At 62.3% G+C, this 24,824-nt stretch carries 24 protein-coding genes and 1 other RNA gene; 16 read left to right on the top strand and 9 right to left on the bottom strand.

Annotated elements, in window-relative coordinates:
- Positions 1-47: 47 nt before the first annotated feature.
- Positions 48-3,032, bottom strand: a complete 2,985-nt coding sequence (polA, locus tag H6M51_RS00255; RefSeq protein ID WP_185807896.1) for a DNA polymerase I — start codon at positions 3,030-3,032, stop codon at positions 48-50.
- A gap of 427 nt (positions 3,033-3,459) precedes the next feature.
- On the opposite strand from polA, the gene H6M51_RS00250 reads away from it, so the two are divergent.
- The 7 genes from H6M51_RS00250 to dnaJ all read left to right on the top strand — a co-directional run bounded on the left by H6M51_RS00250 (position 3,460) and on the right by dnaJ (position 12,409).
- Positions 3,460-3,906 (top strand): MarR family winged helix-turn-helix transcriptional regulator, encoded by a 447-nt coding sequence (locus H6M51_RS00250; protein ID WP_185807895.1) that lies wholly within the window; start codon positions 3,460-3,462, stop codon positions 3,904-3,906.
- Positions 3,907-4,012: 106 nt separating this feature from the next.
- A complete protein-coding gene (locus tag H6M51_RS00245; protein ID WP_185807894.1) occupies positions 4,013-5,401 on the top strand; it encodes a dipeptidase in 1,389 nt (462 codons plus the stop codon).
- A 314-nt stretch (positions 5,402-5,715) separates the two neighbouring features.
- A complete protein-coding gene (locus H6M51_RS00240; protein WP_185807893.1) occupies positions 5,716-6,174 on the top strand; it encodes a YbaK/EbsC family protein in 459 nt (152 codons plus the stop codon).
- 182 nt (positions 6,175-6,356) lie between these two features.
- Complete coding sequence (locus tag H6M51_RS00235; RefSeq protein WP_185808406.1) at positions 6,357-8,579, top strand: transglycosylase domain-containing protein; 2,223 nt, start codon at positions 6,357-6,359, stop codon at positions 8,577-8,579.
- Positions 8,580-8,869: 290 nt separating this feature from the next.
- The gene (dnaK, locus tag H6M51_RS00230; RefSeq protein WP_185807892.1) at positions 8,870-10,783 is read left to right on the top strand and encodes a molecular chaperone DnaK; all 1,914 of its coding nucleotides are present in this window, start codon (positions 8,870-8,872) and stop codon (positions 10,781-10,783) included.
- The gene (locus tag H6M51_RS00225) at positions 10,783-11,253 is read left to right on the top strand and encodes a hypothetical protein (RefSeq protein ID WP_185807891.1); all 471 of its coding nucleotides are present in this window, start codon (positions 10,783-10,785) and stop codon (positions 11,251-11,253) included. The genes dnaK and H6M51_RS00225 overlap by 1 nt, the downstream gene beginning before the upstream one ends.
- A gap of 4 nt (positions 11,254-11,257) precedes the next feature.
- Complete coding sequence (gene dnaJ / locus H6M51_RS00220) at positions 11,258-12,409, top strand: molecular chaperone DnaJ (protein ID WP_185807890.1); 1,152 nt, start codon at positions 11,258-11,260, stop codon at positions 12,407-12,409.
- A 66-nt stretch (positions 12,410-12,475) separates the two neighbouring features.
- Here the strand turns inward: dnaJ and H6M51_RS00215 are convergent, their stop codons facing one another.
- Positions 12,476-12,727: a hypothetical protein gene (locus H6M51_RS00215; RefSeq protein WP_246780345.1), complete on the bottom strand. Its 252-nt coding sequence runs from the start codon at positions 12,725-12,727 to the stop codon at positions 12,476-12,478.
- A gap of 98 nt (positions 12,728-12,825) precedes the next feature.
- Between H6M51_RS00215 and H6M51_RS00210 the strand changes: the two genes are divergently transcribed.
- Positions 12,826-13,425 carry a TetR/AcrR family transcriptional regulator gene (locus tag H6M51_RS00210; RefSeq protein WP_185807888.1) on the top strand — a complete coding sequence of 200 codons (600 nt, stop codon included), beginning with the start codon at positions 12,826-12,828 and terminating at the stop codon, positions 13,423-13,425.
- Between the two features lie 8 nt (positions 13,426-13,433).
- On the opposite strand, the gene H6M51_RS00205 is transcribed toward H6M51_RS00210, so the two are convergent.
- Entirely contained in the window at positions 13,434-13,643 is a 210-nt protein-coding gene (locus tag H6M51_RS00205) for a SlyX family protein (protein ID WP_185807887.1), read from the bottom strand.
- Positions 13,644-13,719: 76 nt separating this feature from the next.
- Entirely contained in the window at positions 13,720-14,007 is a 288-nt protein-coding gene (locus H6M51_RS00200; protein WP_185807886.1) for a hypothetical protein, read from the bottom strand.
- Positions 14,008-14,168: 161 nt separating this feature from the next.
- Between H6M51_RS00200 and recF the strand changes: the two genes are divergently transcribed.
- From recF to H6M51_RS00185, 3 genes are read left to right on the top strand one after another with little or no spacing between them, the layout of a single operon-like run.
- Positions 14,169-15,296, top strand: coding sequence for a DNA replication/repair protein RecF (gene recF, locus H6M51_RS00195; RefSeq protein ID WP_185807885.1), 1,128 nt, complete (start codon positions 14,169-14,171; stop codon positions 15,294-15,296).
- 42 nt (positions 15,297-15,338) lie between these two features.
- Positions 15,339-16,097, top strand: a complete 759-nt coding sequence (locus tag H6M51_RS00190) for a molybdopterin-synthase adenylyltransferase MoeB (protein ID WP_185808405.1) — start codon at positions 15,339-15,341, stop codon at positions 16,095-16,097.
- On the top strand, positions 16,094-16,570 hold the full coding sequence (locus tag H6M51_RS00185; RefSeq protein ID WP_185807884.1) for a GNAT family N-acetyltransferase: 477 nt from the start codon (positions 16,094-16,096) through the stop codon (positions 16,568-16,570). The genes H6M51_RS00190 and H6M51_RS00185 overlap by 4 nt, the downstream gene beginning before the upstream one ends.
- 3 nt (positions 16,571-16,573) lie before the next feature.
- On the opposite strand, the gene H6M51_RS00180 is transcribed toward H6M51_RS00185, so the two are convergent.
- Positions 16,574-17,578 carry a D-glycerate dehydrogenase gene (locus H6M51_RS00180; protein WP_185807883.1) on the bottom strand — a complete coding sequence of 335 codons (1,005 nt, stop codon included), beginning with the start codon at positions 17,576-17,578 and terminating at the stop codon, positions 16,574-16,576.
- A gap of 196 nt (positions 17,579-17,774) precedes the next feature.
- Here H6M51_RS00180 and H6M51_RS00175 point away from each other — a divergent pair, with 196 nt between their 5' ends.
- Positions 17,775-18,317 carry an SH3 domain-containing protein gene (locus tag H6M51_RS00175; RefSeq protein WP_185807882.1) on the top strand — a complete coding sequence of 181 codons (543 nt, stop codon included), beginning with the start codon at positions 17,775-17,777 and terminating at the stop codon, positions 18,315-18,317.
- On the opposite strand, the gene H6M51_RS00170 is transcribed toward H6M51_RS00175, so the two are convergent.
- On the bottom strand, positions 18,310-19,302 hold the full coding sequence (locus H6M51_RS00170) for an adenosine kinase (RefSeq protein WP_185807881.1): 993 nt from the start codon (positions 19,300-19,302) through the stop codon (positions 18,310-18,312). The two genes, H6M51_RS00175 and H6M51_RS00170, sit on opposite strands and share 8 nt — an antisense overlap.
- Before the next feature lie 323 nt (positions 19,303-19,625).
- Here H6M51_RS00170 and H6M51_RS00165 point away from each other — a divergent pair, with 323 nt between their 5' ends.
- The gene (locus tag H6M51_RS00165; protein WP_185807880.1) at positions 19,626-20,570 is read left to right on the top strand and encodes an AEC family transporter; all 945 of its coding nucleotides are present in this window, start codon (positions 19,626-19,628) and stop codon (positions 20,568-20,570) included.
- Between the two features lie 65 nt (positions 20,571-20,635).
- On the opposite strand, the gene H6M51_RS00160 is transcribed toward H6M51_RS00165, so the two are convergent.
- Positions 20,636-21,379 (bottom strand): cytochrome c family protein, encoded by a 744-nt coding sequence (locus H6M51_RS00160; RefSeq protein ID WP_185807879.1) that lies wholly within the window; start codon positions 21,377-21,379, stop codon positions 20,636-20,638.
- A gap of 155 nt (positions 21,380-21,534) precedes the next feature.
- Between H6M51_RS00160 and H6M51_RS00155 the strand changes: the two genes are divergently transcribed.
- Positions 21,535-22,299: a 3-deoxy-manno-octulosonate cytidylyltransferase gene (locus H6M51_RS00155; protein ID WP_185807878.1), complete on the top strand. Its 765-nt coding sequence runs from the start codon at positions 21,535-21,537 to the stop codon at positions 22,297-22,299.
- A gap of 4 nt (positions 22,300-22,303) precedes the next feature.
- Positions 22,304-23,155 carry a prephenate dehydratase gene (locus H6M51_RS00150; RefSeq protein WP_185807877.1) on the top strand — a complete coding sequence of 284 codons (852 nt, stop codon included), beginning with the start codon at positions 22,304-22,306 and terminating at the stop codon, positions 23,153-23,155.
- Positions 23,156-23,270: 115 nt separating this feature from the next.
- Here the strand turns inward: H6M51_RS00150 and nudC are convergent, their stop codons facing one another.
- Together nudC and H6M51_RS00140 are read right to left on the bottom strand one after the other, a co-directional pair.
- Positions 23,271-24,230 (bottom strand): NAD(+) diphosphatase, encoded by a 960-nt coding sequence (nudC, locus tag H6M51_RS00145; RefSeq protein WP_185807876.1) that lies wholly within the window; start codon positions 24,228-24,230, stop codon positions 23,271-23,273.
- Complete coding sequence (locus H6M51_RS00140) at positions 24,227-24,634, bottom strand: HIT family protein (RefSeq protein WP_185807875.1); 408 nt, start codon at positions 24,632-24,634, stop codon at positions 24,227-24,229. The genes nudC and H6M51_RS00140 overlap by 4 nt, the downstream gene beginning before the upstream one ends.
- Positions 24,635-24,725: 91 nt before the next feature.
- Between H6M51_RS00140 and ffs the strand changes: the two genes are divergently transcribed.
- Positions 24,726-24,822: signal recognition particle sRNA small type (gene ffs, locus H6M51_RS00135), an RNA gene on the top strand.
- Positions 24,823-24,824 lie beyond the last annotated feature (2 nt).

Genomic DNA, 24,824 nt, shown 5'->3' with positions numbered 1-24,824 from the left:
GGGCCGAATGGCCCCTGTGTTTCGCTAACCGGCGAGGCCGGGAATTCTCAGTGCGCCTCGTCCCAATTGTGGGCGGCGCGGGCGTCGACCTTGAGCGGCACGCGCATGGAGACGGCCGGCATGGCGGCGTTTTCCATGATGTCGACGATGACAGGCATCGCGGCATCGACGGCCTCGTCCTCGACTTCGAAGATCAGTTCGTCATGCACCTGCAGCAACATGCGGACGCGCTCCGAGAGACCAGCCGCAGCTAGCGCCGGCTCGATCTGGATCATCGCACGACGGATGATGTCGGCAGCCGAGCCCTGGATGGGCGCGTTGATCGCGGCGCGCTCGTTGAAGGCGCGCATGGAGGGGTTGGACGACTTGATCTCCGGGTAATGGGCGCGGCGGCCGAAGATGGTTTCCACATAACCATGCTCGCGGGCGAAGGCCTTTGTGCTCTCCATGTAGTCCTTGATACCGGGGAAGCGCTCGAAATACTTCTTGATGTAGTCGCCGGCTTCCGAGCGCTCGATGCCGAGCTGGTTCGCAAGGCCGAAGGCGGAGATGCCGTAGATGATGCCGAAGTTGATCGCCTTGGCGCGGCGGCGGACTTCCGACGGCATGCCCTCGACCGGGACGCCGAACATCTCCGACGCGGTCATGGCGTGGATGTCGACGCCATCGGCGAAGGCCTGGCGCAGCTGCGGGATCTCGGCGACATGGGCGAGCACGCGCAGTTCGATCTGGCTGTAGTCTGCCGACAGCAGCTTGTGACCGGGCGTCGAGATGAAGGCGGTGCGGATCTTGCGGCCTTCTGCGGTGCGGACCGGGATGTTCTGCAGGTTCGGCTCTGACGACGAGAGACGACCCGTTGTCGTGGAGGCGAGCGAGTAGCCGGTGTGGACGCGCTTGGTTATCGGGTGGATGTATCCGGGCAGCGCGTCCGTATAGGTGGATTTGAGCTTGGTCAGCTGGCGCCAGTCGACGATCTTGCGCGGCAGCGGCGCGCCCTCGGCGGCGAGGTCTTCCAGAACCTGAGCAGAGGTGGACCACTGGCCGGTCTTCGTCTTGGACCCGCCGGGAAGCCCCAGTCTGCCAAAGAGGATATCGCCGAGCTGCTTGGGCGAGCCGATGTTGAAGCGCTCGCCGGCGAGTTCATAGACTTCATCCTCGGCGGCGGCGGCCTTCTGGGCGAGTTCGCCCGACAGACGCGAGAGGATCTGGCGGTCGACGGTGATGCCGCGCTCTTCCATATGGGCAAGCACCGGCACCAGCGGTCGCTCAAGACGCTCGTAGATGCGGGTCAGCCCCTCGGCGGCCAGGCGCGGCTTCAGCACCAGCCAGAGACGAAGCGTGACATCGGCGTCCTCGGCGGCATAGGCGGTTGCGCGGTCGATATCGACGAGGTCGAAGGTGACAGAGGATTTGCCGGAGCCGGCGACGTCCTTGTAAGGTATCGGCGTGTGGCCGAGCCATTTCTCCGACAGGCCATCCATGCCGTGATTGCCCTTGCCGGCATCCAGCACGTAGGACATCAGCATGGTGTCATCGAAGGCCTGCATGACAATGCCTTGGCGCTTCATTACCAGGTAGTCGTATTTCAGGTTCTGCGCGACCTTCAACACGGAAGGGTCTTCGAGCAGGTCCTTCAGGGCGGCCAGCGCGTCCTTCATCGGGATCTGGCCCTCGGCATGACCACCGCCGAGGAGATCGCCGACACCGGTCTTGTGGGTCAGCGGGATATAGGCGGCGCGGATGTCGGTCGAACCGGGCGACAGGACATTGTCCTGGATGGCGAGCGAGACGCCGACGAGTTCGGCCTGCATCGGATCGAGCGATGTGGTCTCGGTATCGAAGGCGACGAGGCCGGTTTCCCGGGCCGCGGCGATCCAGAGCTCAAGGGTCTCGATATCGCGGATCGTCACATAGGCGCTGGCGTCGAGCGGTTTGCCGGCGAAAGCATTGGCGCGGCTTGCCGAAAGATCTGCAGGGGTTTTGCCGTCGGGGCTGCCGGTCATGGCTGCCGTTGACGCAGCGGTCGGTGCAGTGACGGGGGCAGAAGACGAGGCGGGAGCGTCGCCGGCGTCTAGATCGGGGCCGCGGGCGGCATCGCCCCATTCGACCGGCACGGTGGCAGGCTCGATGGCGGCGGCATCGCATTCGCAGACTTCGGCGACACGGCGGGTGAGCGTGGTGAATTCCATCGCCTTCAGGAAGGCGATGAGCTTCGGACCATTCTGCGGTTCGAGAACAAGATCCTCGAGCTTCATGTCGAGCGGCACGTCGGTGCGCAGTTCGACGAGCTGGCGGGACACGCGGGCGAGCTCGGCATTGGCGACGATGTTTTCGCGGCGCTTGACCTGCTTGATCTCGCCTGCGCGGGCGAGCAGCGTTTCCAGATCGCCGAATTCCTCGAGGAGCTGGGCGGCGGTCTTCGGGCCGATGCCGGGGATGCCCGGTACGTTGTCGGTCGAATCGCCGGTCATCGCCTGCAGGTCGATCATCTTTTCCGGCGGCACACCCCATTTCTCGATGACGTCGGGAATGCCGATCTGCTTGTCCTTCATCGCGTCGTACATATGCACGTTCGGCGTGACGAGCTGCATCAGGTCCTTGTCGGAGGAGACGATGGTGACATCGGCGCCGATGGCCTCTGCCTGGCGGGCATAGGTGGCGATGATGTCGTCGGCCTCGAAGCCTTCCGTCTCGATGCAGGGCAGGTTGAAGGCGCGGGTCGCATGGCGGATCAGGCCGAATTGCGGGATCAGGTCTTCCGGCGGGGCCGAGCGGTTCGCCTTGTAAAGCGGATAGATCTCCTTGCGGAAGGTGGTCGACGAGTAGTCGAAGATGACGGCCAGATGCGTCGGCGTCACACCGACATCGGTGTTGCGGGCGTCGCGCAACAGCTTCCACAGCATGTTGCAGAAGCCGGAGACCGCGTTGACGGGCAGGCCGTCCGACTTGCGGTTCAGGGCCGGGATGGCGTGGAAGGCGCGGAAGATGAAACCCGAGCCGTCGACGAGGAAGAGATGATCGCCTTTTTTCATGAGGGCATGGATAGCGCGAGGCGGCTGAAACGTCCATGACGGTTTCGCCGGCCCGCCGCAAAAACGCGCGCCATGTATGGGAGATCGTCGCGGCGGATCAGCGGCGAATCATCACGAAAAGCTTACCGATTTGTAATCCCGGCTTCCCTTGAAAAACCACATTCCGGATCACAAATCTCAGTCATCGGCGACTGATCACGCCGTAGTCTGAAAGAGGCTCGTCCCCCGCCGCTTCAGACTCGGGCAAAGGCCTTATCCCCCTCTCCGGGCCTTTGTCCCCATATTCCGGAGCCGTCGTGGCAGTCCCCGCCTCAAGCCACGACGGCCTCCACCCCCCTTCTTCCTGAACCCAAAATTAGTCAGCCTCGGAAATGGATCGCATGCGATCATTCCGGAAGACTTCACCTATGACGACGTGTCGAGCGCCATGGCCCATGACCGTACGACCCCTGACCGCTCCGAATCCGCCACCTGGCTGGCGAGCCAGTTGGCGCGCGGGTTCACACGGGCGCTGCAGGCGCGCGCGGCCAAGCTCGGCTTTTCGCCCGGACAGTTTCCGATCCTGATCGAGCTCTGGGAGGAAGAAGGGCTGACGCAGAGGCAATTGCTCGATCGCGTCGATGTGGAGCAGGCGACGATTGCCAATACGCTTGCGCGCATGGAGCGAGACGGGCTGATCGAACGCCGAGCGCACCCAAAGGACAAGCGGGCACAGCAGATCTTCCTGACCGACAAGGCGCGCGGCATGCGCGAGGAAGCGCTCGCTGCAGCCGAAGAGGCCGAACAGGCCGTCTTCAAGGGTTTCCGGCGCTTCGAGAAGGAATTGCTGAAAGAATACATCCGCTGGGCGATCGCGAACGCGCGCAAGCTGTGAATGGATCTTGATGGCACCTTGAGAAAAATTCGCGGTCTCCACGCCTCGAAACCCAGGGAGCTTTGGTCTATCGTCCGCCGCAATTTCATAATTGCAGGACATGACCATGACCGATCTCTCCCCAATCCTCGCCAAGGCCGACGAGGCCCTGCCGCAGAGCCTCGAGCGGCTGTTCGACCTCGTGCGGATTCCCTCGATCTCGACGGATCTGGCCTACAAGGCCGAGTGCCGCAAGGCCGGCGAATGGCTGGTCTCGGCGCTTACCGAACTGGGCTTCGACGCCTCGCTGCGCGACACGCCCGGCCATCCGATGGTGGTCGCCCATCACGCTGCCGATCGGGCCGACGCGCCGCATGTGCTCTTCTACGGCCATTACGACGTGCAGCCGGTCGATCCGCTCGATCTCTGGGAAGACGATCCGTTCGAGCCTGCGATCAAGGAGAAGGACGGCCGTAAGGTGATCACCGGTCGTGGCACCTCCGACGACAAGGGCCAGCTTCTGACCTTCGTCGAGGCCTGCCGCGCCTATAAGGCGGTGAAGGGTTCGCTGCCGGCCAAGATCACGATCCTGTTCGAGGGCGAGGAAGAATCCGGTTCGCCGTCGCTTAAGCCGTTCCTGGCGGCCAATGCCGACGAGCTTAAGGCCGATTTCGCGCTGGTTTGCGACACCAGCATGTGGGATCGCGAGACGCCGGCGATCGCTGCGGCGCTTCGCGGCCTGGTCGGCGAAGAAGTGACCATCATCGCAGCCGACCGCGACCTGCATTCGGGTCTCTTCGGCGGTGCGGCTGCCAATCCGGTGCACATCCTGACGAAGATCCTCGCCGACCTGCATGACGAGACCGGCAAGGTGACCCTTCCGGGTTTCTACGACGGTGTCGAAGAGACCCCCGCCAATATCAAGGCCTCCTGGGAAAGCCTGGGGCGGACGGCGGAAAGCTTCCTCGGCGAGGTGGGCCTGTCTGTCCCGGCGGGTGAAAAGGGCCGTTCCGTGCTGGAGCTCACCTGGGCGCGGCCGACGGCGGAAGTGAACGGCATCATTGGCGGCTACACCGGCGAAGGCTTCAAGACGGTGATTGCGGCCAAGGCTTCGGCCAAGATCTCGTTCCGCCTGGTCGGCAGCCAGGATCCCGCCAAGGTGCGTGAGAGTTTCCGCACCTTCGTGCAGGCGCGCATTCCTGATGACTGCAAGGTGGAATTCCACGAGCATGGCGGTTCGCCGGCCATCCAGCTTTCCTATGATTCGCCGGAGCTGACCAAGGCGAAGAACGCGCTCTCGGATGAATGGCCGAGGCCGGCCGTGATCATCGGCATGGGCGGATCGATCCCGATCGTCGGGGATTTCCAGAAGATGCTCGGCATGGATTCGCTGCTGGTCGGCTTTGGCCTCACCGACGACCGCATCCATTCGCCGAACGAGAAGTATGACCTGAACTCGTTCCACAAGGGCATCCGCTCGTGGATCCGGATCCTCGACGCGCTTGCGAATGGCTAAGCCTAAAAAAGCAAAAAGGCCGGTCACAAACCGGCCTTTCCTTTACGTTTCAACGCTACCTGCCAGTACATCCGTGGTCAGGGACGGAAACGTGCCATTCGATGTCTCGGATGTTGGCCCGCCTTCGCGAACCGCATCCCGGATCGTGATGATCGCTCTGGATGCTTAACAACCGGTTAAGCGTTCAAAGGTTCCTGAAACAGGATTTTCGAAAACGCTCGATCGTCTGGTAAATAAGAAATGGGAGCGATGCGGCCGCGTTTCAAGGCTGTATCGGCTTGAAAAGTTTCGTGGGCTTTGGATAGACTTCTGCCATGACACTCGAAACCGTCCGCCAGTTCTTCCGGGACAACGCTCCCGACATCACCGTCATCGTCACCGAAGCGAGTTCTGCCACCGTTTCGCTTGCGGCCGAAGCACACGGCGTCGCGCCGGACCAGATTGCCAAGACCATCTGCCTCAGGATCGGCGAAGATGTTGTGCTGGTCGTGACTGCCGGGACAAAACGGCTCGACAATCGCAAGTTCAAGGACCGCTTCGGGGTCAAGCCACGCATGCTCGATGCCGAGGCCGTCATCGAGGCGACAAGCCATCCGGTGGGCGGGGTCTGCCCATTCGGCCTGCCCTCGCCGCTCAAGGTCTATTGCGATCTGTCGCTCAAGGCCTTCGATGAAGTGGTGCCGGCGGCCGGCGCAACCAATGCGGCGGTGCGGATCGCGCCGGAACGCATGCTCTCTCTCGTCGGCGGCGAATGGGCCGATCTCTGCCAGTGAGGTCACGACTGGTTCAAGGCCTGTTTACGAGGCTTTAACCACCCCTTAAATCGCCGCATTTACTGTGCAATTGCGCAATCATCATGTGTGGCGCTGCCATGATTGATCGCGATGTCTTGAAGCGATTTCCCAGCCTGCCCGCCAAAGGCAGCATCACGAGCATCTGGAGCAAGATCACCGCAATGGTGAGCCGAGGAAAATCCCGAGACCGCATCGAACCGCGCTTCGAAGACGAGCGCGAGGACGAGGATATGCGGCTCGATGCAGATGATCGGGTCGTCGGCCGCCGCGCGGGCCGATCTGGAGCGAAGACCTCTGGGTCAGCTGGAAAACGCGGCAAGTCGGTGCCGCAGAGAAATCGCAAAGCGAAGAGCGGCAGCGGCTTTGGCCTGGGGAAACTGATCTATTGGGGCTTCGTGCTGTCGATCTGGTGCGGCATCGGAGTCATCGGTCTGGTCGCCTATTATGGCTCGCAGATGCCGAGCGCCAGCAGTTGGTCGATCCCGGAACGCCCGCCGAACATGAAGATTGTTTCCGTCGAAGGCACGGTGATCGCCAACCGGGGCGCGACCGGCGGCGAGGCGCTGCCGCTCGAGGAAATGTCGCCCTTCATCCCGCAGGCGGTGATGGCGATCGAGGACCGGCGCTTCTATTCGCATTTCGGCGTCGATCCCCTGGGGCTGGTGCGCGCCGTCGTCACCAACGTGACCAGTGGACGGGCGGTGCAGGGCGGCTCGACATTGACGCAGCAGCTTGCCAAGAACCTCTTTCTGTCGCCGGAGCGCACGGTCGAGCGCAAAGTCCAGGAAGTGCTGCTCGCCTTCTGGCTGGAGCAGAAATACACGAAAGACCAGATTCTTGCGATGTATCTGAACCGGGTGTTCTTCGGTTCGAACGCCTATGGTGTCGAGGCGGCGGCCCGGCGCTATTTCAACAAGTCGGCACGTGACGTGAACCTCGGTGAGGCGGCGCTTCTCGCAGGGCTTCTCAAGGCGCCGTCACGGCTGTCGCCTGCGCGCGATCCGGAAGCGGCGGAAGCGCGTGCGCAGGTCGTTCTGCAGGCAATGCTTGAAGAAGGCTACATCACCCAGGACGAGATCAAGACGGCGATGACGCAGCCGCCTACGAAGGCGAAACGGTACTGGAGCGGTGCCGGGCAATATGTCGCCGATCTCGTGCGCGACGAAGTCACCATGCTGATCGGCAAGGTCACCGAGGACATCTTGGTCGAGACGACAATCGACATGACGCTTGAGAAAAAGGCGGAGGCCGCGCTGACGGAATCGCTGGCGGCTGAGGGCGAGAAGGCCAACGCCTCGCAGGCCGCCCTCGTCTCGATCGACGGGACAGGTGCGATCCGGGCGCTGGTCGGCGGCCGCGACTATGCCGAGAGCCAGTTCAACCGTGCAGTCAAGGCGAAGCGGCAGCCGGGTTCGGCCTTCAAGCCGTTCGTCTACGCGGCTGCCGTCGAGAACGGTCTGCGCCCGACTTCGGTGCGCAATGATGCACCGATTCGGATCGGTTCCTGGACACCCGAGAACTACGACCAGAAATATCGCGGACCGGTCAGCGCCACGCAGGCGCTCTCGGAATCGCTGAACACGATCGCCGCCCAGTTGGTGATGGAAGTCGGGCCGGCTCAGGTGATCAAGGTCGCGCATCGCATGGGAATCGAATCGGAGCTGCAGAACAATGCCTCGATCGCGCTCGGCACCTCGGAAGTCTCGCTGCTTGAGCTGACGGCGGCATACGCCCCCTTCATGAACGGCGGCTACAAGGCGACGCCGCATATCGTGCGGCGCATATCCAAGGCAGACGGGACGCTGCTTTACGAGAACAACTATCTCGAGCCGCCGAAAGTGCTGAATGATGGCGTCGTCGCAGCGATGAATGTGATGATGCGCAGCGTCATCGATCACGGAACGGGCAAGAAGGCGCAGCTTGCTGGCTGGGAAGCCGCCGGCAAGACAGGAACGACGCAATCGTTCCGCGACGCTCTCTTTGTCGGGTACACGAGCAATCTGACGACCGGCATCTGGTTCGGCAATGACGATGGCCAGTCGATGAAGAAGGTGACCGGCGGCGGGCTGCCGGCGAAGGCCTGGCACGACTTCATGACGGCAGCGCATCAGGGTCTTGCCCCCGCCCCGCTGCCGGGTGGCGACTTTATCGAACCGGCACCTTCCGAAGATCCGATGACCATCGGCACCATCATCTCCGATGTGTTCCAGGGTGGTGGCGAGGAGCGCTATACCGGCGAGCCCGTCTATGCAGAAGAGTATCCGGCGGAGCCCGTGCCGTCGCAGGATATCACCGGTTCGCCTGGGCCTGTTCCGCCGGGTGACGTCGGTGGCCAGCAGAGCACGCGGCGCACGACGCTGCTCGACTTGATTCTCGGTCAGTGATCCCCCATTGACGGAGCCGTTGGCCCGTCGGCCTGACGCAAGGCCGATAGTGTAGCATGCCCAATCAAAAAGGGACGGAAGACCGAGGCAGATCACATGAATCGGCCGTTGCAATCTGTTCTTTTTTCCCGGTTTTCGGCGGATTTCCAGCCTTGCAGTCAGAAATTCCGCTTCTTATATACGCGACATAACCGCAGCGGCGCTGCAGTGTATCCCAGACCATCCACGTCGAGGGGCTGTCAGGAATGCCTGATTGGGGTTCCGGCGGCCTGCTTCAAGGAGAATATGACATGGCAAAAGTAATCGGTATCGACCTTGGAACGACCAATTCCTGCGTCGCCGTCATGGACGGCAAAGATGCAAAGGTCATCGAGAATTCCGAAGGCGCTCGCACCACGCCGTCCATGGTGGCGTTTTCTGACGATGGCGAACGTCTCGTCGGCCAGCCGGCTAAGCGCCAGGCGGTCACCAACCCGACCAATACGCTCTTCGCCGTCAAGCGTCTGATCGGTCGTCGCTACGAAGATCCGACCGTCGAGAAGGACAAGGGTCTCGTGCCGTTCCAGATCGTCAAGGGTGACAATGGCGACGCCTGGGTCGAGGCCCAGAACAAGGGTTACTCCCCGTCGCAGATCTCTGCCATGATCCTGCAGAAGATGAAGGAAACGGCGGAAGCCTATCTCGGCGAAAAGGTCGAAAAGGCCGTCATCACCGTTCCCGCCTACTTCAACGACGCACAGCGCCAGGCCACCAAGGATGCCGGCCGCATCGCGGGTCTTGAAGTTCTGCGCATCATCAACGAGCCGACGGCTGCCGCGCTCGCCTACGGCCTCGACAAGAAGGACGGCAAGACGATCGCCGTTTACGACCTTGGCGGTGGTACCTTCGATATCTCGGTTCTGGAAATCGGCGACGGCGTCTTCGAAGTGAAGTCGACCAATGGCGACACCTTCCTCGGCGGTGAAGACTTCGACATGCGTCTCGTCGAATATCTCGCAGCCGAGTTCAAGAAGGACCAGGGCATCGACCTGAAGGGCGACAAGCTGGCCCTGCAGCGCCTGAAGGAAGCCGCCGAAAAGGCCAAGATTGAGCTGTCGTCTTCGCAGCAGACCGAAATCAACCTGCCCTTCATCACGGCAGACGCTTCCGGTCCGAAGCATCTGACGATGAAGCTGACGCGCGCCAAGTTCGAAAGCCTGGTCGACGATCTCGTCCAGCGCACGATCGCACCGTGCAAGGCAGCCCTTAAGGACGCCGGCGTTTCCGCTGCCGATATCGATGAAGTGGTTCTGGTCGGCGGCATGAGCCGCATGCCGAAGGTCCAGGAAGTCGTGAAGCAGCTGTTCGGCAAGGAGCCGCACAAGGGCGTCAACCCGGATGAAGTCGTTGCACTCGGTGCAGCGATCCAGGCCGGCGTTCTGCAGGGCGACGTCAAGGACGTTCTGCTGCTCGACGTGACCCCGCTGTCGCTCGGCATCGAGACCCTCGGTGGCGTCTTCACCCGCCTGATCGATCGCAACACGACGATCCCGACGAAGAAGAGCCAGACCTTCTCGACCGCTGAAGACAACCAGCAGGCCGTGACCATCCGCGTTAGCCAGGGCGAGCGCGAAATGGCAGCAGACAACAAGCTGCTCGGTCAGTTCGACCTCGTTGGCCTGCCGCCGGCACCGCGTGGCGTTCCGCAGATCGAAGTCACCTTCGACATCGACGCGAACGGCATCGTTCAGGTTTCGGCCAAGGACAAGGGCACCGGCAAGGAACAGCAGATCCGCATCCAGGCCTCCGGTGGTCTCTCCGACGCCGACATCGAGAAGATGGTGAAGGACGCCGAAGCCAATGCCGAGGCCGACAAGAAGCGTCGTGCCGTGGTCGAAGCCAAGAACCAGGCCGAAAGCCTCGTTCACTCCACCGAGAAGTCGGTCAAGGAGTATGGCGACAAGGTTTCGGAAACCGATCGCAAGGCAATCGAGGATGCAATCGCTGCCCTGAAGGGTTCGATCGAAGCCTCCGAGCCTGACGCCGACGACATCCAGGCCAAGACCCAGACGCTCATGGAAGTCTCCATGAAGCTGGGCCAGGCCATCTACGAAGCCCAGCAGGCCGAAGGCGGTGCAGGCAACGCGGATGGCGGCAAGGACGACAACGTCGTCGACGCCGACTATGAAGAAGTGAAGGACGAAGACGCGAAGAAGTCGGCCTGATGCAGGGCCACTTCGGACGCCGTTTTCCGCGCTGGCTGGCCCTCGGGCCAGCCGCCATTTCGTTGATACTGACAACCGGTGCCATGGCACAGGACAGGGGGCAGGTCAGCGCCGTTCATCGCCAGGTGAGCGCCGCCGAAGCCAAGGTGGCCAAGGCGATTTCCGCGAAGGACAGCAATTCCCTTTCCCGCATCGGCAACGATCTCGGCAAGATCATCGAGGCCGCGCTTCAAAGGCGTGAAAACGGTGGCGAAGTCTCCTCCTGCGACATGGCTGCGCATTCGCTGGCCTTTGCAGCGGTCACATCTGCGGATGGGCTGATCAGCAAGGGCGAGGCGCGCAAGCTTCTGATGCAGGATGCGATGTCCGCGGCGTCCGACTTCCAGAAAGACATGCAGGCCTGCGATAAACAGGCCGGCAAGGCGACAGGCAGCCACACGAGCGTTGGGAAAGCTTTGAGAGCTTTGTAAGACCATGGCAAAAGCAGATTTCTACGAGACCCTCGGAGTTGCCCGGACGGCGGACGAGAAGGAGCTGAAGAGCGCCTTCCGCAAGCTGGCCATGAAATATCATCCGGACAAGAATCCCGATGACAGCGAAGCCGAGAAGAAGTTCAAGGAGATCAACGAGGCCTACGAGACCTTGAAGGATCCCCAGAAGCGCGCGGCCTATGACCGCTTCGGCCACGCCGCCTTCGAGCAGGGCGGCATGGGCGGTGGCGGCTTCGGCGGTGGCGGCGGTTTTGCCGGCGGCGGCTTCTCCGACATTTTCGAAGATATCTTCGGCGAGATGATGGGCGGCGGTCGGGGTGGTCGTGCACGCTCGACCGGGGGTCGCGAACGTGGCGCAGACCTGCGCTACAACATGGAAATCAGCCTTGAAGAGGCGTTTACCGGCAAGACCGCGCAGATCCGGGTTCCGACCTCGATCACCTGTGACGTCTGCACGGGTTCGGGCGCCAAGCCCGGAACGCAGCCGAAGACCTGCACGACCTGTCAGGGCTCGGGTCGCGTGCGTGCGGCTCAGGGCTTCTTCTCGATCGAACGGACCTGCCCGACCTGCCACGGTCGCGGCCAGACGATTTCGGATCCCTGCGGCAAGTGCCACGGCCAGGGCCGGGTGACCGAAGAGCGTTCGCTTTCGGTCAGTATTCCCTCGGGTATCGAGGACGGCACGCGCATTCGCCTGCAGGGCGAAGGCGAGGCCGGGCTCCGGGGCGGTCCGTCTGGAGATCTCTACATCTTCCTGTCGGTGAAGCCGCATGAGTTCTTCCAGCGTGATGGTGCGGATCTGTATTGCTCCGTGCCGATCTCGATGACGACGGCAGCGCTTGGCGGAACGTTCGATGTCGTGACGCTCGATGGCAGCAAGTCCCGTGTGACGGTTCCGGAGGGTACCCAGGCCGGCAAACAGTTCCGCCTGAAGGGCAAGGGAATGCCCGTGCTACGTTCGACGCAAGTGGGCGATCTCTACATTCAGATCCAGATCGAGACGCCGCAGAAGCTGACGAAGCGCCAGAGGGAGTTGCTGCAGGAGTTCGAGCAGCTGTCGTCGAAGGAAAACAATCCGGAATCGACGGGCTTCTTTGCCCGGATGAAGGATTTCTTCGACACGCTCAGCGACTGAGCCGTTGTCTTCAAGAGAGCAAATTGCAAGGGGCGGTCCTGGTGGGGCCGCCCCTTTTGCATGGGTTCAGGCTATCAGCCGCGGCTGGCGCAGGATGAACCAGGCGAAGTGCCTGTGGATCGCGGGCGCAATGCCATAAACGATCGAGAGAACCATGATCGGCGCGAGGAGCGCCGTCCGGGCCCAGATCGGCCAACCCTCGGTGAGCGGCATCAGGACATAGAGAATGCCGGTCACGAAGGGATAGATGACCAGGAGCATGAGCAGGGCAAGCCGATGCTTGGACGGGGTCGGGCGGGATGCGGAGGGGGTGGTCATGGGAGGCTCCATAAGAACGGTACGTTTCGTTTATATTGAAACGGACCGTTTCGTTCAATAGATTTTTCTGCTATGGCTCAGTCATAGGAGTACAGACTGTGACAAAGACTGCACACGGGATCACAAAACGCGCCTCGATCGGAGCACAGCGTAACCCTGCAAGCGAGGAGGCGATCCTCTCTGCTGCGGCCGAAATCCTCAGCGAAGGCGGGCTTTCGGCTTTTTCCATCGAGGCTGTGGCCAGACGCGCCAAGGCTGGCAAACCAACCATCTATCGCTGGTGGCCCTCGAAGGCGGCGCTGCTCCTCGACATCTACCACCGGCAGAAGGGCGAGACCTTCTATCCCGACACCGGCAGCACGCGGGGCGACCTGATCGCCTTCCTGGAGACGCTGCTCGGCTTCTGGAAGAAGAGCGGTGGTGAAGTGTTTCGCTCGATCATCGCCGAGGCACAGAGCGATCCGGCCGCTCTGGAGGCGCTGCGTGACTATGCCGTCACGCGCTGCCGGGCAAGCGGGGTCATCCTCGAGCGGGGCGTGACTCGGGGCGAGATCCGCAGCGAACTCGACATTCCGCTCGTGATGGAGTTGTTCTCGAGCTTCTGCTGGCAGAGACTGCTGACCGGTCGGCTCGATGCCTCAAGGGAGCAGCTGACGCATATGGTTGATGCCGTTGTGACCGGTTTCTCTACGGAGTGACATGCCGATCAGTAATGCGGCGGCCGGGTGATGGCGGGAGCTTCCAGCGCCTGCTCCTCCAGCGACAGGAAACGCTCCGTCAGACGGTCGAGCTTGGCGCGGGTTTGCTCCACCACCTTCCATTGCTCGGTCAGCTGATCCGACAGTTCCTCGATGACCCGCGTCTGGTGGGCAATGGTTTCTTCCAGACGCGTGATGCGTTCTTCCTGCGTGTCCATGGCCTTCTCCATCATCTCTGAAGCGGCCTCAATGCCGCAAGACGAAGGTGGGGTCAAATGGGGACTGCAGGGCGCATCAACGTTGTTTCTTCTTTCGGTAAGGCATGGTCATGACTGCAGATGCCGTGACCGCCGCCGCGAAAGTGAGTGCCAGCGGCACGGCCATCATGATGGTCGGGAGCACGGGATGGCTAGACCGGGACAGTGATTTGCCCACGCCGCCGATATCGAACCAGACAATGCCGCAGGCGACGGCGAAGCCGAGGGCCGCGCCGAGCGTAGCGTTTAGTGCAAGAAAACCCAGCATGTCCCAGTGGTCACGGCGGGCTTCTTCGGGTGTGAGATCATCGGAATGCTGGGGCATGACCTGGCTCCAGATCGTCGGCAATGTCATCAAACTAGCGCGTCTCAAGAACTGTTCCATGCCGCAAGGCGCCGCAGGCCCTGAGATAAAGCCGAAAGCACGCTTGCGCCTTGCCTTCACCGGCCAATCGGCCTAGCTCAAGGCGACAACGATTCCGACCGATGACCCAGAAGACACAGATCCACCGGCTCAAACTCACGGACTTCCGCAACTATGCCCAGGCAGGTCTGGCGCTGGACGGACGGCATGTCGTGCTGGTCGGCGACAACGGGGCCGGCAAGACCAATTTCATGGAGGCGATCTCCTTCCTGTCGCCGGGCCGCGGGCTGCGCCGTGCTGTGCTCTCGGACATTCCGCGGCTCGGGGCATCGGTGAGCTTCACGATCTTTGCGGCGATCGACGGCATGGCGGGCGAAGCCGATATCGGCACGGGGACGGAGACGACGGAAGAGGACAATCTCGTCCGGCGTCTACGGATCAACGGCGCGCCGGCGAAGTCGGTCGACGAGCTTACCGATCATCTGCGTATCCTGTGGCTGACACCGGCGATGGACGGGCTCTTCACCGGTCCGTCGGCCGACAGGCGGCGGTTCCTCGACCGGCTGGTACTGTCGCTCGACCCGGCTCATGGACGGCGTGCGAGTGACTTCGAGCGGGCAATGCGCAGCCGCAACAAGCTCTTGTCGGAGGGCCGCTTCGATCCGACCTGGCTGTCCGGCATCGAGCAGCAGATGGCGGCGCTCGGCACGGCCATGGCGGCAGCGCGGCGGGAGATGCTCGGCCTCCTCTCCGGGCTGATCGAGGCGGATCGGGACGCTTCCGCCTTCCCGTCGGCATCGCTTGCTCTGACGGGCTTCCTCGACGAGCTCGCCGATCTGCCGGCCTTCGAACTGGAGGAGCGGTATGTCGAGATTCTCGCCCAGTCGCGGCACCGCGATGCGGCAGCCGGGCGGACGCTCGACGGACCGCACCGCGCCGACCTCGTGGTCCGGCATATCGAGAAGGACATGGATGCCGAGCGCTGCTCGACGGGAGAGCAGAAGGCGCTCCTGATCGGGCTGGTGCTTGCCCATGCCCGGCTGGTGGCGACGATGACGGGCTTTGCGCCGATCCTGCTGCTGGATGAAATCGCGGCACATCTCGATGAAGGACGCAGGGCGGCGCTCTTTGCCCGCATCGATGCACTCGGCGGGCAGGCCTTCATGACGGGGACGGACAAGGCCATGTTCTCGGCGCTTGGCGAGCGCGCGCAATTCGTGACCGTCAGGGATGGGCAGATCGATGGCTGAGCGCGCTTTTCTTCCACGCCTCCCGGTGGCAAAGTGAGCCGCATGGATCCGCTCTCGCCCGAAGAACTTTCCCGCTATCACCGCCATATCCTGCTGCCCGAGGTGGGTGGGCATGGGCAGCAGTTGCTGAAGGCGGCCCGGGTGCTGGTGATCGGGGCTGGTGGGCTTGGCTCACCGGTGCTGCAGTATCTCGCGGCAGCGGGCGTCGGCACGCTCGGGATCGTCGATGACGACGGGGTCTCACTCTCCAATCTGCAGCGGCAGGTGATCCACGATAGCGGGACGCTTGGCGAGAAGAAAACGGAGAGTGCGGCCCAGGCCATCATACGGCTCAATCCGAATTGCCGGACGATCCGCTATGAAGAGCGTTTCACGGCAGAATTCGCTAGGGATCATCTGCCGCGCTACACATTGCTGATCGACGGTTCGGATAACTTTGTCACCCGCTATGCGGCCGCGGATGCGGCCGAGCTGATGAAGATACCGCTGGTGACGGGGGCCGTCGGGCGCTTCGACGGGACCGTGACGGTCCTGAAACCTTACGAGAATGGGCCGGATGGCCTGGCCTATCCGCGCTATACCGATCTCTTTCCCGAGCCTCCTCCCGAGGGGCTGGTGCCGGCTTGCGCCGAGGCCGGCGTGATCGGTGCGCTGACTGGCGTGATCGGCACGCTGATGGCGATGGAGGCGATCAAGGTGATCACCGGGATCGGCGAACCACTGATCGGGCGACTTCTCATGTATGACGGGCTGGCTGCGCGCTTCGACACCATCCGCTACAAGAGACGTGCAGGGACATGACAGTGAGCATCCGTCGCATCGATGAGAGTTTTGGCCGCTATGAAGAGCTTCTGGCGCTGATCATGGGTTCGTTTGCCTATATGGACGGTGTCATCGATCCGCCCTCCTCGGCGCATCGGCTGACCGCTGCATCGCTCAAGGACAAGGCCCGGGACGAGATCGGACTGGTGGCGGAGCTCGACGGACTGTTCCTCGGCTGCGCCTTCCTGCGACCGGAAGAGCACTTCCTTTATCTTGGCAAGCTGGCGGTGTCGCCCGAGGCACAAGGCAGCGGGATCGGCAGCCGTTTTCTGGCCGAGGCCGAAGCGATCGCACGGGAACTCGGCAAGCCGGCCTTGCGGCTGGAGACCCGGATCGAACTCACCGGCAATCATAGGCGGTTCGGCGCCTGGGGCTTCGTCCGGACGGCCGAGAAAAGCCATGCGGGCTATGACCGCATCACCTTCATCGAAATGCAGAAACGCCTCGCCTGAGGATCAGTTGCGGTTCGGCAGGACCCTGTTCGGCGGCCTGTGACCGTCGAAATAGGTGCGGATATTGATGATCACCTTGTCGCCCATGTCGATGCGGCCCTCGATGGTGGCCGAGCCGGTATGTGGCAGGAGCACGACCTTGCCCTCGTTGGCGAGTTTCACCAGCTTCGGATTGACGGCGGGCTCGTTCTCGAAGACGTCGAGACCGGCACCGGCGATCTTGCCGGCGCGCAGCGCCTGCACCAGGGCATCCTCGTCGATGATGTCGCCTCGGGCGGTGTTGACCACGTAACTTGTCGGCTGCAGCAGCGCCAGGCGACGGGCCGAGAGCAGATGGAAGGTTGCTGGTGTCGACGGGCAGTTCACCGAGACGATGTCGACGCGGGCGAGCATCTGGTCGAGGCTGTCCCAATAGGTCGCCTCCAACTCGTCCTCGGTCGCCGGATTCACCCGCTTGCGATTGTGATAGTGGATCGACAGGCCGAAGGCCTTGGCTCGGCGGGCGACGGCGGTGCCGATGCGGCCCATGCCGATGATGCCGATCCGCTTGCCCCAGATGCGGCGACCGAGCATCCATGTCGGCGACCAGCCTTCCCATTCGCCCGGCTTGTCCATCAGCACGCGCGCGCCCTGCACCAAACGGCGCGGGACGGCGAGGATCAGCGCCATAGTCATGTCCGCCGTATCTTCCGTCAGGACATTCGGCGTGTTGGTGACAGTGATGCCCTTCTTCGCGGCAGCATCGATGTCGATATGGTCGGTGCCATTCGAGAAACTGGCAATCAGCTTCAGCTGCGGGCCGGCCTCGGCGATGAGAGCGGCATCGATTCGGTCCGTGACCGTCGGCACCAGCACGTCGGCCGTCTTCACCGCAGAGATCAATTCTTCGCGCGTTCGCGGCTTGTCGTCTACGTTGAGTTCGGCCTCGAAGAGCTCGCGCATGCGCGTTTCCACGGCATCCGGGAGTTTCCGCGTGATATAGACCTTGGGTCTCTTCCTGTTCGTCATGGGCCGGATCGATGCCTTGTTCAGAACTCATTAACCAAGTCGCGGGATACTTCGCTCCTCAGGAAGGCAATTTCTACCAAACCCGTCGGCGAAGACAAACAAAACTCGCTGGATGGGAGCGGATTTGTCCCGGACCCGCGCAAGGCGATACGGGGCGGTGAAGCACTTCATTTCCATAGCTTAGCCCGGAATGACCATGTTTGATAAACTGTGCCGCGTCAGCCTTGCACTCAGCGTCCTTTCGCTGTCTCTCGTGGTCGCTCCGATCGACGGTCGCGCCCAATCTTCGACAAAGGGATCAAGCGGCCTGCCCCTGCCGCGCTTCGTCAGCCTGAAGGCCGAGAAGGTGAACCTGCGGATCGGGCCCAGCACCGATTACGCCGTGTCCTGGCGCTATATGAAATCCGGCCTGCCGGTCGAGATTATCCGCGAGTATGAGAACTGGCGGCAGATCCGCGATGCCGACGGCACCGAGGGATGGGTGAACCAGACCCTGCTCACCGGCGAACGGACGGCCGTTGCCGCGCCCTGGATGCGCGGAAACGGCGACAATGTCTATGTAATGATGCGCCGCGATTCGAACTCGTCGGCGCAGGTGATCGCCAAGCTCGAGCCGGGTGTCGTGCTCAGGCTCCGGGAATGCAATGGCAACTGGTGCCTCGGCGAAACCGGCGGCGTCAGCGGCTGGGTTTCGCAGAACGAGATCTGGGGTGCCTATCCGGGCGAGGCCTTCAAATAAGGCCGATCCCGGCTGCCCCCCTCCGCAGGGACATCATCGGTCGAGGGCCGATCTGCTGGATGACGACACCGGCGGCATAGCAGCCGAGATGGCCGCAATCCTCAAGGCTTCGGCCGTTGGTATAGCCATACAGGAAGCCGGAGGCGAAGAGGTCGCCGGCCCCTGTCGTATCGACCACCGTTTCCACCAGGGTTGCCGGCACGCGGATACGCTGGTCATCCTTGACGATCACGGCACCCTGCTCGCCCATGGTCACGGCTGCGAGCCTGCAATCCCTAGAGATCAGGTCAAGTGCATGGGAGAAATCGTCGGTTTCGTAGAGCGACAGGGCTTCCTGTTCGTTGGCGAAGACGATGTCGACGGTGCCGGAACGCATCAGGTCGAGGAACTCGGACCGATAGCGACCGACGCAGAAGCTGTCGGACAGCGTCATCGACATTTCCCGGCCAGCTTCGTGGGCAATGCGGGCGCAGTCGAGAATCGCCTGCTTGGCGCGTGGCGGATCCCAGAGATAGCCCTCAAAATAGGTCACTTTCGACTGGGCCACCACATCCGGCTCTACATCCTCAGGGCCGAATTCGACGCAGGCGCCGAGATAGGTGTTCATCGAGCGCTCGCCGTCTTCGGTGACGAAGATCATGCTCCGGGCGGTGGGCGGCTGGCCTCCGAGGGGGCGGGTTTCGAAATGCACGCCCTGGGCGCGGATGTCATGAGTGAAGATCTCGCCGAGCTGGTCTTCCGCAACCTTGCCGAAATAGGCCGCCTTCCCACCAAAATTGGCGATGCCGGCGGCCGTGTTGCCGGCGCTGCCGCCGGAGGCTTCGACTGCCGGACCCATCATGCCGTAGAGCCGTTCGGCACGTTCCGCATCAATCAGGTTCATTGCGCTCTTGGTAATGGCGTTGTCGATCAGAAACTGGTCGTCGCAGCGAGAAATAATGTCGACGATGGCGTTACCGATCGTCAGGACATCGAACTGGCTCATGAGGTCCGGGGCTCCGTTTGCTTGGCCTGACGGTCATAGCCGTTTTTGCAACGAAGAAAAGAGGCAAGCGGCGCTCGTCATCTTGTCGTTACATCCAGCAAGTAAGAGGAAGGCGTGGTTGCTCATCTCCCCTGGGCGTCACATGGACCCTACCCGGTCCAGAATTCGGGAACGCTGACCACGGATGTACTGGCGGCAAATCCCATCCCGGTCTTGCCGGGCGTCGAAGCAGGCTCACCGCCTGCTTTTGTCGTTTCTGGCGGATTGGCCGGGCGGGGCAAGAGGCCTAAACAAGGTCCATCTTGTCATCACGAGTCGATTTCATGGCCACCGTTGCCCAGGACGTTCTTCCCATCTTCATCCTCATTCTGTTCGGCTGGGCGCTCGTCCGGCTGAAGATCCTTGCAGCCGAGATCGGCGACGGTCTCGGGGACTTCGTCTTCAAGGTGGCAGTTCCCCTGCTCCTGTTGCGGACGATTGCGAATGCAGACTTCCATGGCGCCTCGCCCTTCCGCCTGTGGATCGCCTATTTCGCGGGCGTCTCCGTCGCCTGGACGATCGGCCATCTCGTGGCGACACGGATCTTCAAGCGCGACCAGAAGCTCGGCGTGCTCGCCGGCATCTCGTCGGCCTTCGCCAACAATGTGTTTATCGGCCTGCCTCTGGTGGAGCGCACCGTCGGACCGGACGGGATCGTCGCCATGTCGATCCTGCTTGCCATCCATCTGCCACTGATGATGATCGCTGGAGTGCTGGCCATGGAGCGGGCGGAGCAGCAGACGGGCGGACGCGAGGCCGCAGGCATTCTTGCCGTTTCCAAGCAGGTGGGCGGCAATCTGATACGCAATCCGCTGATCATCGGCCTTGCCGGCGGAATCCTGCTGCAGCTTCTGGGTACACCGGTACCCGCCTTGATCGATGGTGTCGTCGCGCAGGTCGCGGGCATGGCGGCACCAGCGGCCCTGATCTCGCTGGGCATGACGCTGAACAAATACGGCATGGCGGGAAATCTGAGGATCGCCGGAACCATCTCGCTCTTGAAGCTCGGGCTGATGCCCGCCACCGTCTGGTTGGCATCGACCCTTCTCGGGTTGTCCCCGCAATGGACGGCAGCGCTGGTGCTGACCTCATCCGTTCCGACAGGCATCAATGCATGGCTGATTGCCAGCCGCTTCGGCGTCGGCCAGGGGCTGGCGGCATCGGTCATCACGCTTTCGACGGCTGCCGGCGTTGTGACCGTATCCTTCTGGGCCCTGCTGCTTCTCTGATGGCCAGAACGCAAACGCCCGGCCACAGGGGCCGGGCGCAGGATTGGAACGGATATCGATCTCGATCAGGGCGTCGCAGGCTGAGCCGGCGCGGGCGCGGCCGGTGCTGCTTCTGCGGGTGCAGCCGGTGCGGCCTCTGCCGGGGCGGCAGGAGCAGCCTCGGCGGGCGCGGCGGCCGGTGCGGCCGGGGCCTCTGCCGGCGCGGCAGCAGCATCGGCGGGAGCGGCGTCAGCAGGCGCGGCGGCACCATCGGCTGGTGCGGCATCAGGCGTCGGCAGCGGAACCGGGCTGTCTGCCATGGTGTGCAGATACACAATCAGGTTGGCGCGCTCGTCGTCCTTCTTGATGCCGGCAAAGCCCATGGCCGTGCCGGGGATGTGCTGCTTCGGCGCCAGAAGGAATTCGTTGAGGTGATCCCAGGTCCAGAGTTCCGAGCCGCCCTTGGAGAATTCGGTCATGGCAGCGGAGTAGCTGAAGCCTTCGTGCGAAGCGATCGGGCGGTCGACAAGGCCATAGAGATTCGGGCCAACCTTGTTGGCGCCGCCCTTGTCGACGGTGTGACAGCTCGCACATTTCTTGAAGACGGTTTCGCCCGCTGCCGCGTCGGCGCTGGCGAGGAGGACGGCGATCGGTGTCGCGGCCGCTTCGGGGGCCGCCTCGGCCGGAGCTGCTTCCTCGGCGACGATGGCGAAGCCTTCCTTTTCGGGTGTTTCCGAATGGAAGATGCCCTCAGAGGCGATGGACACAGACATCAGGACGAAAACGGTGCCGAGGAAGGCACCGACGCCCATGTTGGTATAAGAATTCATCTGCAAAGCTCCCCATGCAGCCGGCCGATCAGCAACCGGGCGATCTTGAAATCGCGCGGAACCTATGTCTTTTGCATAACACTTGCAACACGATTATGGTCCCGCAACTGGGACTTTTTGACACTTCTGTTCGGTGATTTGAAGGGCTTATGGGCATGAATGAAGGCGGAACCGCCAAAAGACTGGTCCTCATCCCCGCCCGCATGGCATCGACCCGCCTGCCAGGCAAGCCGCTGGCCGATATTGCCGGCCTGCCGATGATCGTACAGGTCGCAAAGAGGGCCCAGGAAGCCGAAGTCGGGCGAATCATTGTTGCCGTCGACGACCGGACAGTCTTCGACGCGGTGGAGGCCGCTGGCTTCGAGGCGGTGATGACGCGGGGCGACCACCAGTCGGGTTCCGACCGGATCTTCGAGGCGCTGACGAAGGTCGATCCGGACGGAAAGGCAGAGATCGTCATCAATGTGCAGGGTGACCTGCCGACGATCGATCCGCAGACGATCCGGGCAGCGTTGCGCCCCCTTGAAGACCCGACCGTCGACATCGCGACGTTGACGGTGGAGATCGAGGACGAGCAGGAAAAGACCAATCCGAACGTGGTAAAGGTCGTCGGCTCGCCGCTTTCCGCCGACAGACTTCGGGCGCTTTATTTTACCCGTGCCACCGCCCCGCATGGTGCCGGGCCGCTCTATCACCACATCGGGCTCTATGCCTATCGTCGCCAAGCGCTTGAACGCTTCGTTTCGCTTTCGCCCTCGACACTCGAGAAGCGCGAATCGCTCGAACAGCTTCGCGCGCTCGAAGCCGGCATGCGCATCGATGTCGAGGTGGTGAAGACCGTTCCGCTCGGCGTCGACACGCCCGCCGATCTCGACAAGGCGCGCCGCATTCTTTCCGCATCCTCCAACGCAGGACACTGATCCCTTGGCTTTGACGAACAAGATTTCCTTCCAGGGCGACTATGGCGCCAATTCCGACATGGCCTGCCGCGACATGTTCCCCAACATGGAGCCCCTGCCCTGCCCGACCTTCGAGGATGCCTTCGTGGCGCTGGAGACGGGTGAGGTCGATCTCGCGATGATCCCGATCGAGAATACGCTGGCGGGCCGTGTCGCCGACATCCACTATCTGCTGCCGCTCTCGCGCCTGCATATCGTTGGCGAGTATTTCATGCCGATCCGCTTCCAGCTGATGGTGCTGCCGGGCGTGAAACTCGACGAGATCCGCACCGTGCACAGCCATATCCATGCGCTTGGCCAGTGCCGCAAGATCATCCGCAGCCATGGCTGGAAGGCCGTCGTCGCCGGCGACACGGCAGGCGCTGCCAAGCTCGTTTCGGAAAAAGGCGACCGCACGATGGCGGCCCTTGCGCCACGGCTTGCCGCCTCGCTCTACGGTCTGGATATCCTCGCCGAAAATGTCGAGGATTCGGAAAACAACGTCACTCGCTTCGTCGTGCTCTCGCGCGATGAGGACGAGCCAAAGCGCGTGAGCGATGACGAGCGCTTCATCACCACCTTCGTCTTTAATGTCCGCAACATTCCGGCAGCCCTCTACAAGGCCATGGGCGGGTTTGCAACGAACGGGGTCAACATGACCAAGCTCGAAAGCTACCAGATCGGCGGCAAGTTCATCGCAACCCAGTTCTATGCCGATATCGAGGGGCATCCGGACGATGCACCGGTGAAACGGGCGCTGGAAGAACTGCGGTTCTTCTCCGAGAAAGTGCGCATCCTCGGCGTCTACAAGGCGCATGAAATGCGCGGCAAGCTTTGATGGAACGGTGGCGGCTTAGAGCATGTCCGGCGCAAAGGAGCGCCTTCAATGCTCTATCCGTTTGTTTCCACGCAATTCCGGACGCAAAACCGCTTTGCACTTTTGCTGGAATTGCTCAGTGCCGCCACTCGAACCAGTCTTCGATCAGCCGCCGGGCGATCGTGCCTTTTATCGGCAGCGTCCTGCCATCGGCAGAACCTTCCGACAGCATTTGACCGATCTCCGCGCGGGTGAACCAGCGGCAATCCTCTAACTCCGTCGTGTCGAAGGTGATGTTGAAGTCCGCCGCCTCCCCATAACAGCCGATCATCAGCTGGTGCGGCATCGGCCAGGGCTGTGAGGCGTGATAGCGGACGCGACCGACGGTGATGCCCGACTCCTCGCGTGTTTCACGACGGACGGCGTTTTCGATCGTTTCGCCCGGCTCGACGAAGCCGGCAAGGGAGGAATACATGCCGGCCGGAAAGCGCGGGCTGCGGCCCATCAGGCAGCGATCCTGTTTTTCGTCGACGATCAGCATGATGGCGACCGGATCGGTGCGCGGGAAGATCTCGTGGCTGCAGGCGGAGCAGATCCGCTTGTAGCCGCCGATGCGCATCTCCATGGTGCCGCCGCAGCGTCCACAAAAACGGTTGTCGGCATTCCAGCGCAGCAGGCTGAGCGCCTGGGCGACTTCGCCCAGCAGTTCGTCGCCAACAAGCGCGTCGCGGAACAGCGCGCGGGGATCGGCGGGCTTGTAGTGAGCTGCCAGCGCTTCGGGTAGCACCTGCACGGGGACCGCCAGACGCGGCTCCCCCGATGGCTGGTGGCCGAGAAGGATCGCATCATCGAAATTGGGCTGGAGATCCGCGAGCTCGTAAGGGGCAAACAGCGGATCGAGCACCTGGCCGTCATGCTTCAGGACCAGCTGCGTGCCGGAGAAGGCCAGGATATGGGTGCCCTCGACCTTCAGCGCCTTTTCCAGCGAAGACTCGTCGCGGTGTTCGCTGTCACGGTCGAGCTTGTTGCCGGAAAAGGCTGTAAGTTCGCTGGGTTCAAGATGGGGAGCACGATTAAGGAAAATGGAATTCTTCATTGGAATGCTTCGAGGATCCTGTTCTTCATGTCTTGAAAGGCCTGCTCATCATAAGGCACTGGCTGGCCGAAGCCCCAGATAGGACCTGGCCAGTTGGGATCATTCTCGAAACGTGCGACGACATGCACGTGAAGCTGGCGCACGATGTTGCCAATCGCTGCGATGTTGATCTTCTCGGCACCGGTTGCCTTCTTCAGCGCGGCGCCAACCGTCACCTGCTCGAAGGTCAGAACAGCCTGATCGAGCGGGGTCAGGTCGAAGATCTCCGAGACATCGGGACGTTGCGGCACCAGGACAAGCCAGGGCCAACGGCTGTCTTTCGCAAGCCTCAAATCGCAGAGACCGAGCTTCAGGATCGACTCGCTGTCTCTTGCGAGGCGCTCATCGAGGACAAAGGGTGGCACGGCGTTTCTCCCGACAGGTTTTTTGTCACGCTAGCAGTTTTTTTGGCGCTTGGCTTGCATTTGGCGACGTTATTGCCGATATGTCTCCTCGGGAGGTTGGTGGTGGACGAGCCACTCGCCAACCGGGTCAGGTCCGGAAGGAAGCAGCCCTAACGAGCGCGGCACGGGTCATCGTGCCAGCCTCCCACCT

Source organism: Rhizobium sp. AQ_MP (genome assembly GCF_014237835.1).
Classification (GTDB): Bacteria; Pseudomonadota; Alphaproteobacteria; order Rhizobiales; family Rhizobiaceae; genus Allorhizobium.
Note: the sequence above shows the minus strand (reverse complement) of the source record. Positions and strands in the feature narration are given on the sequence as shown.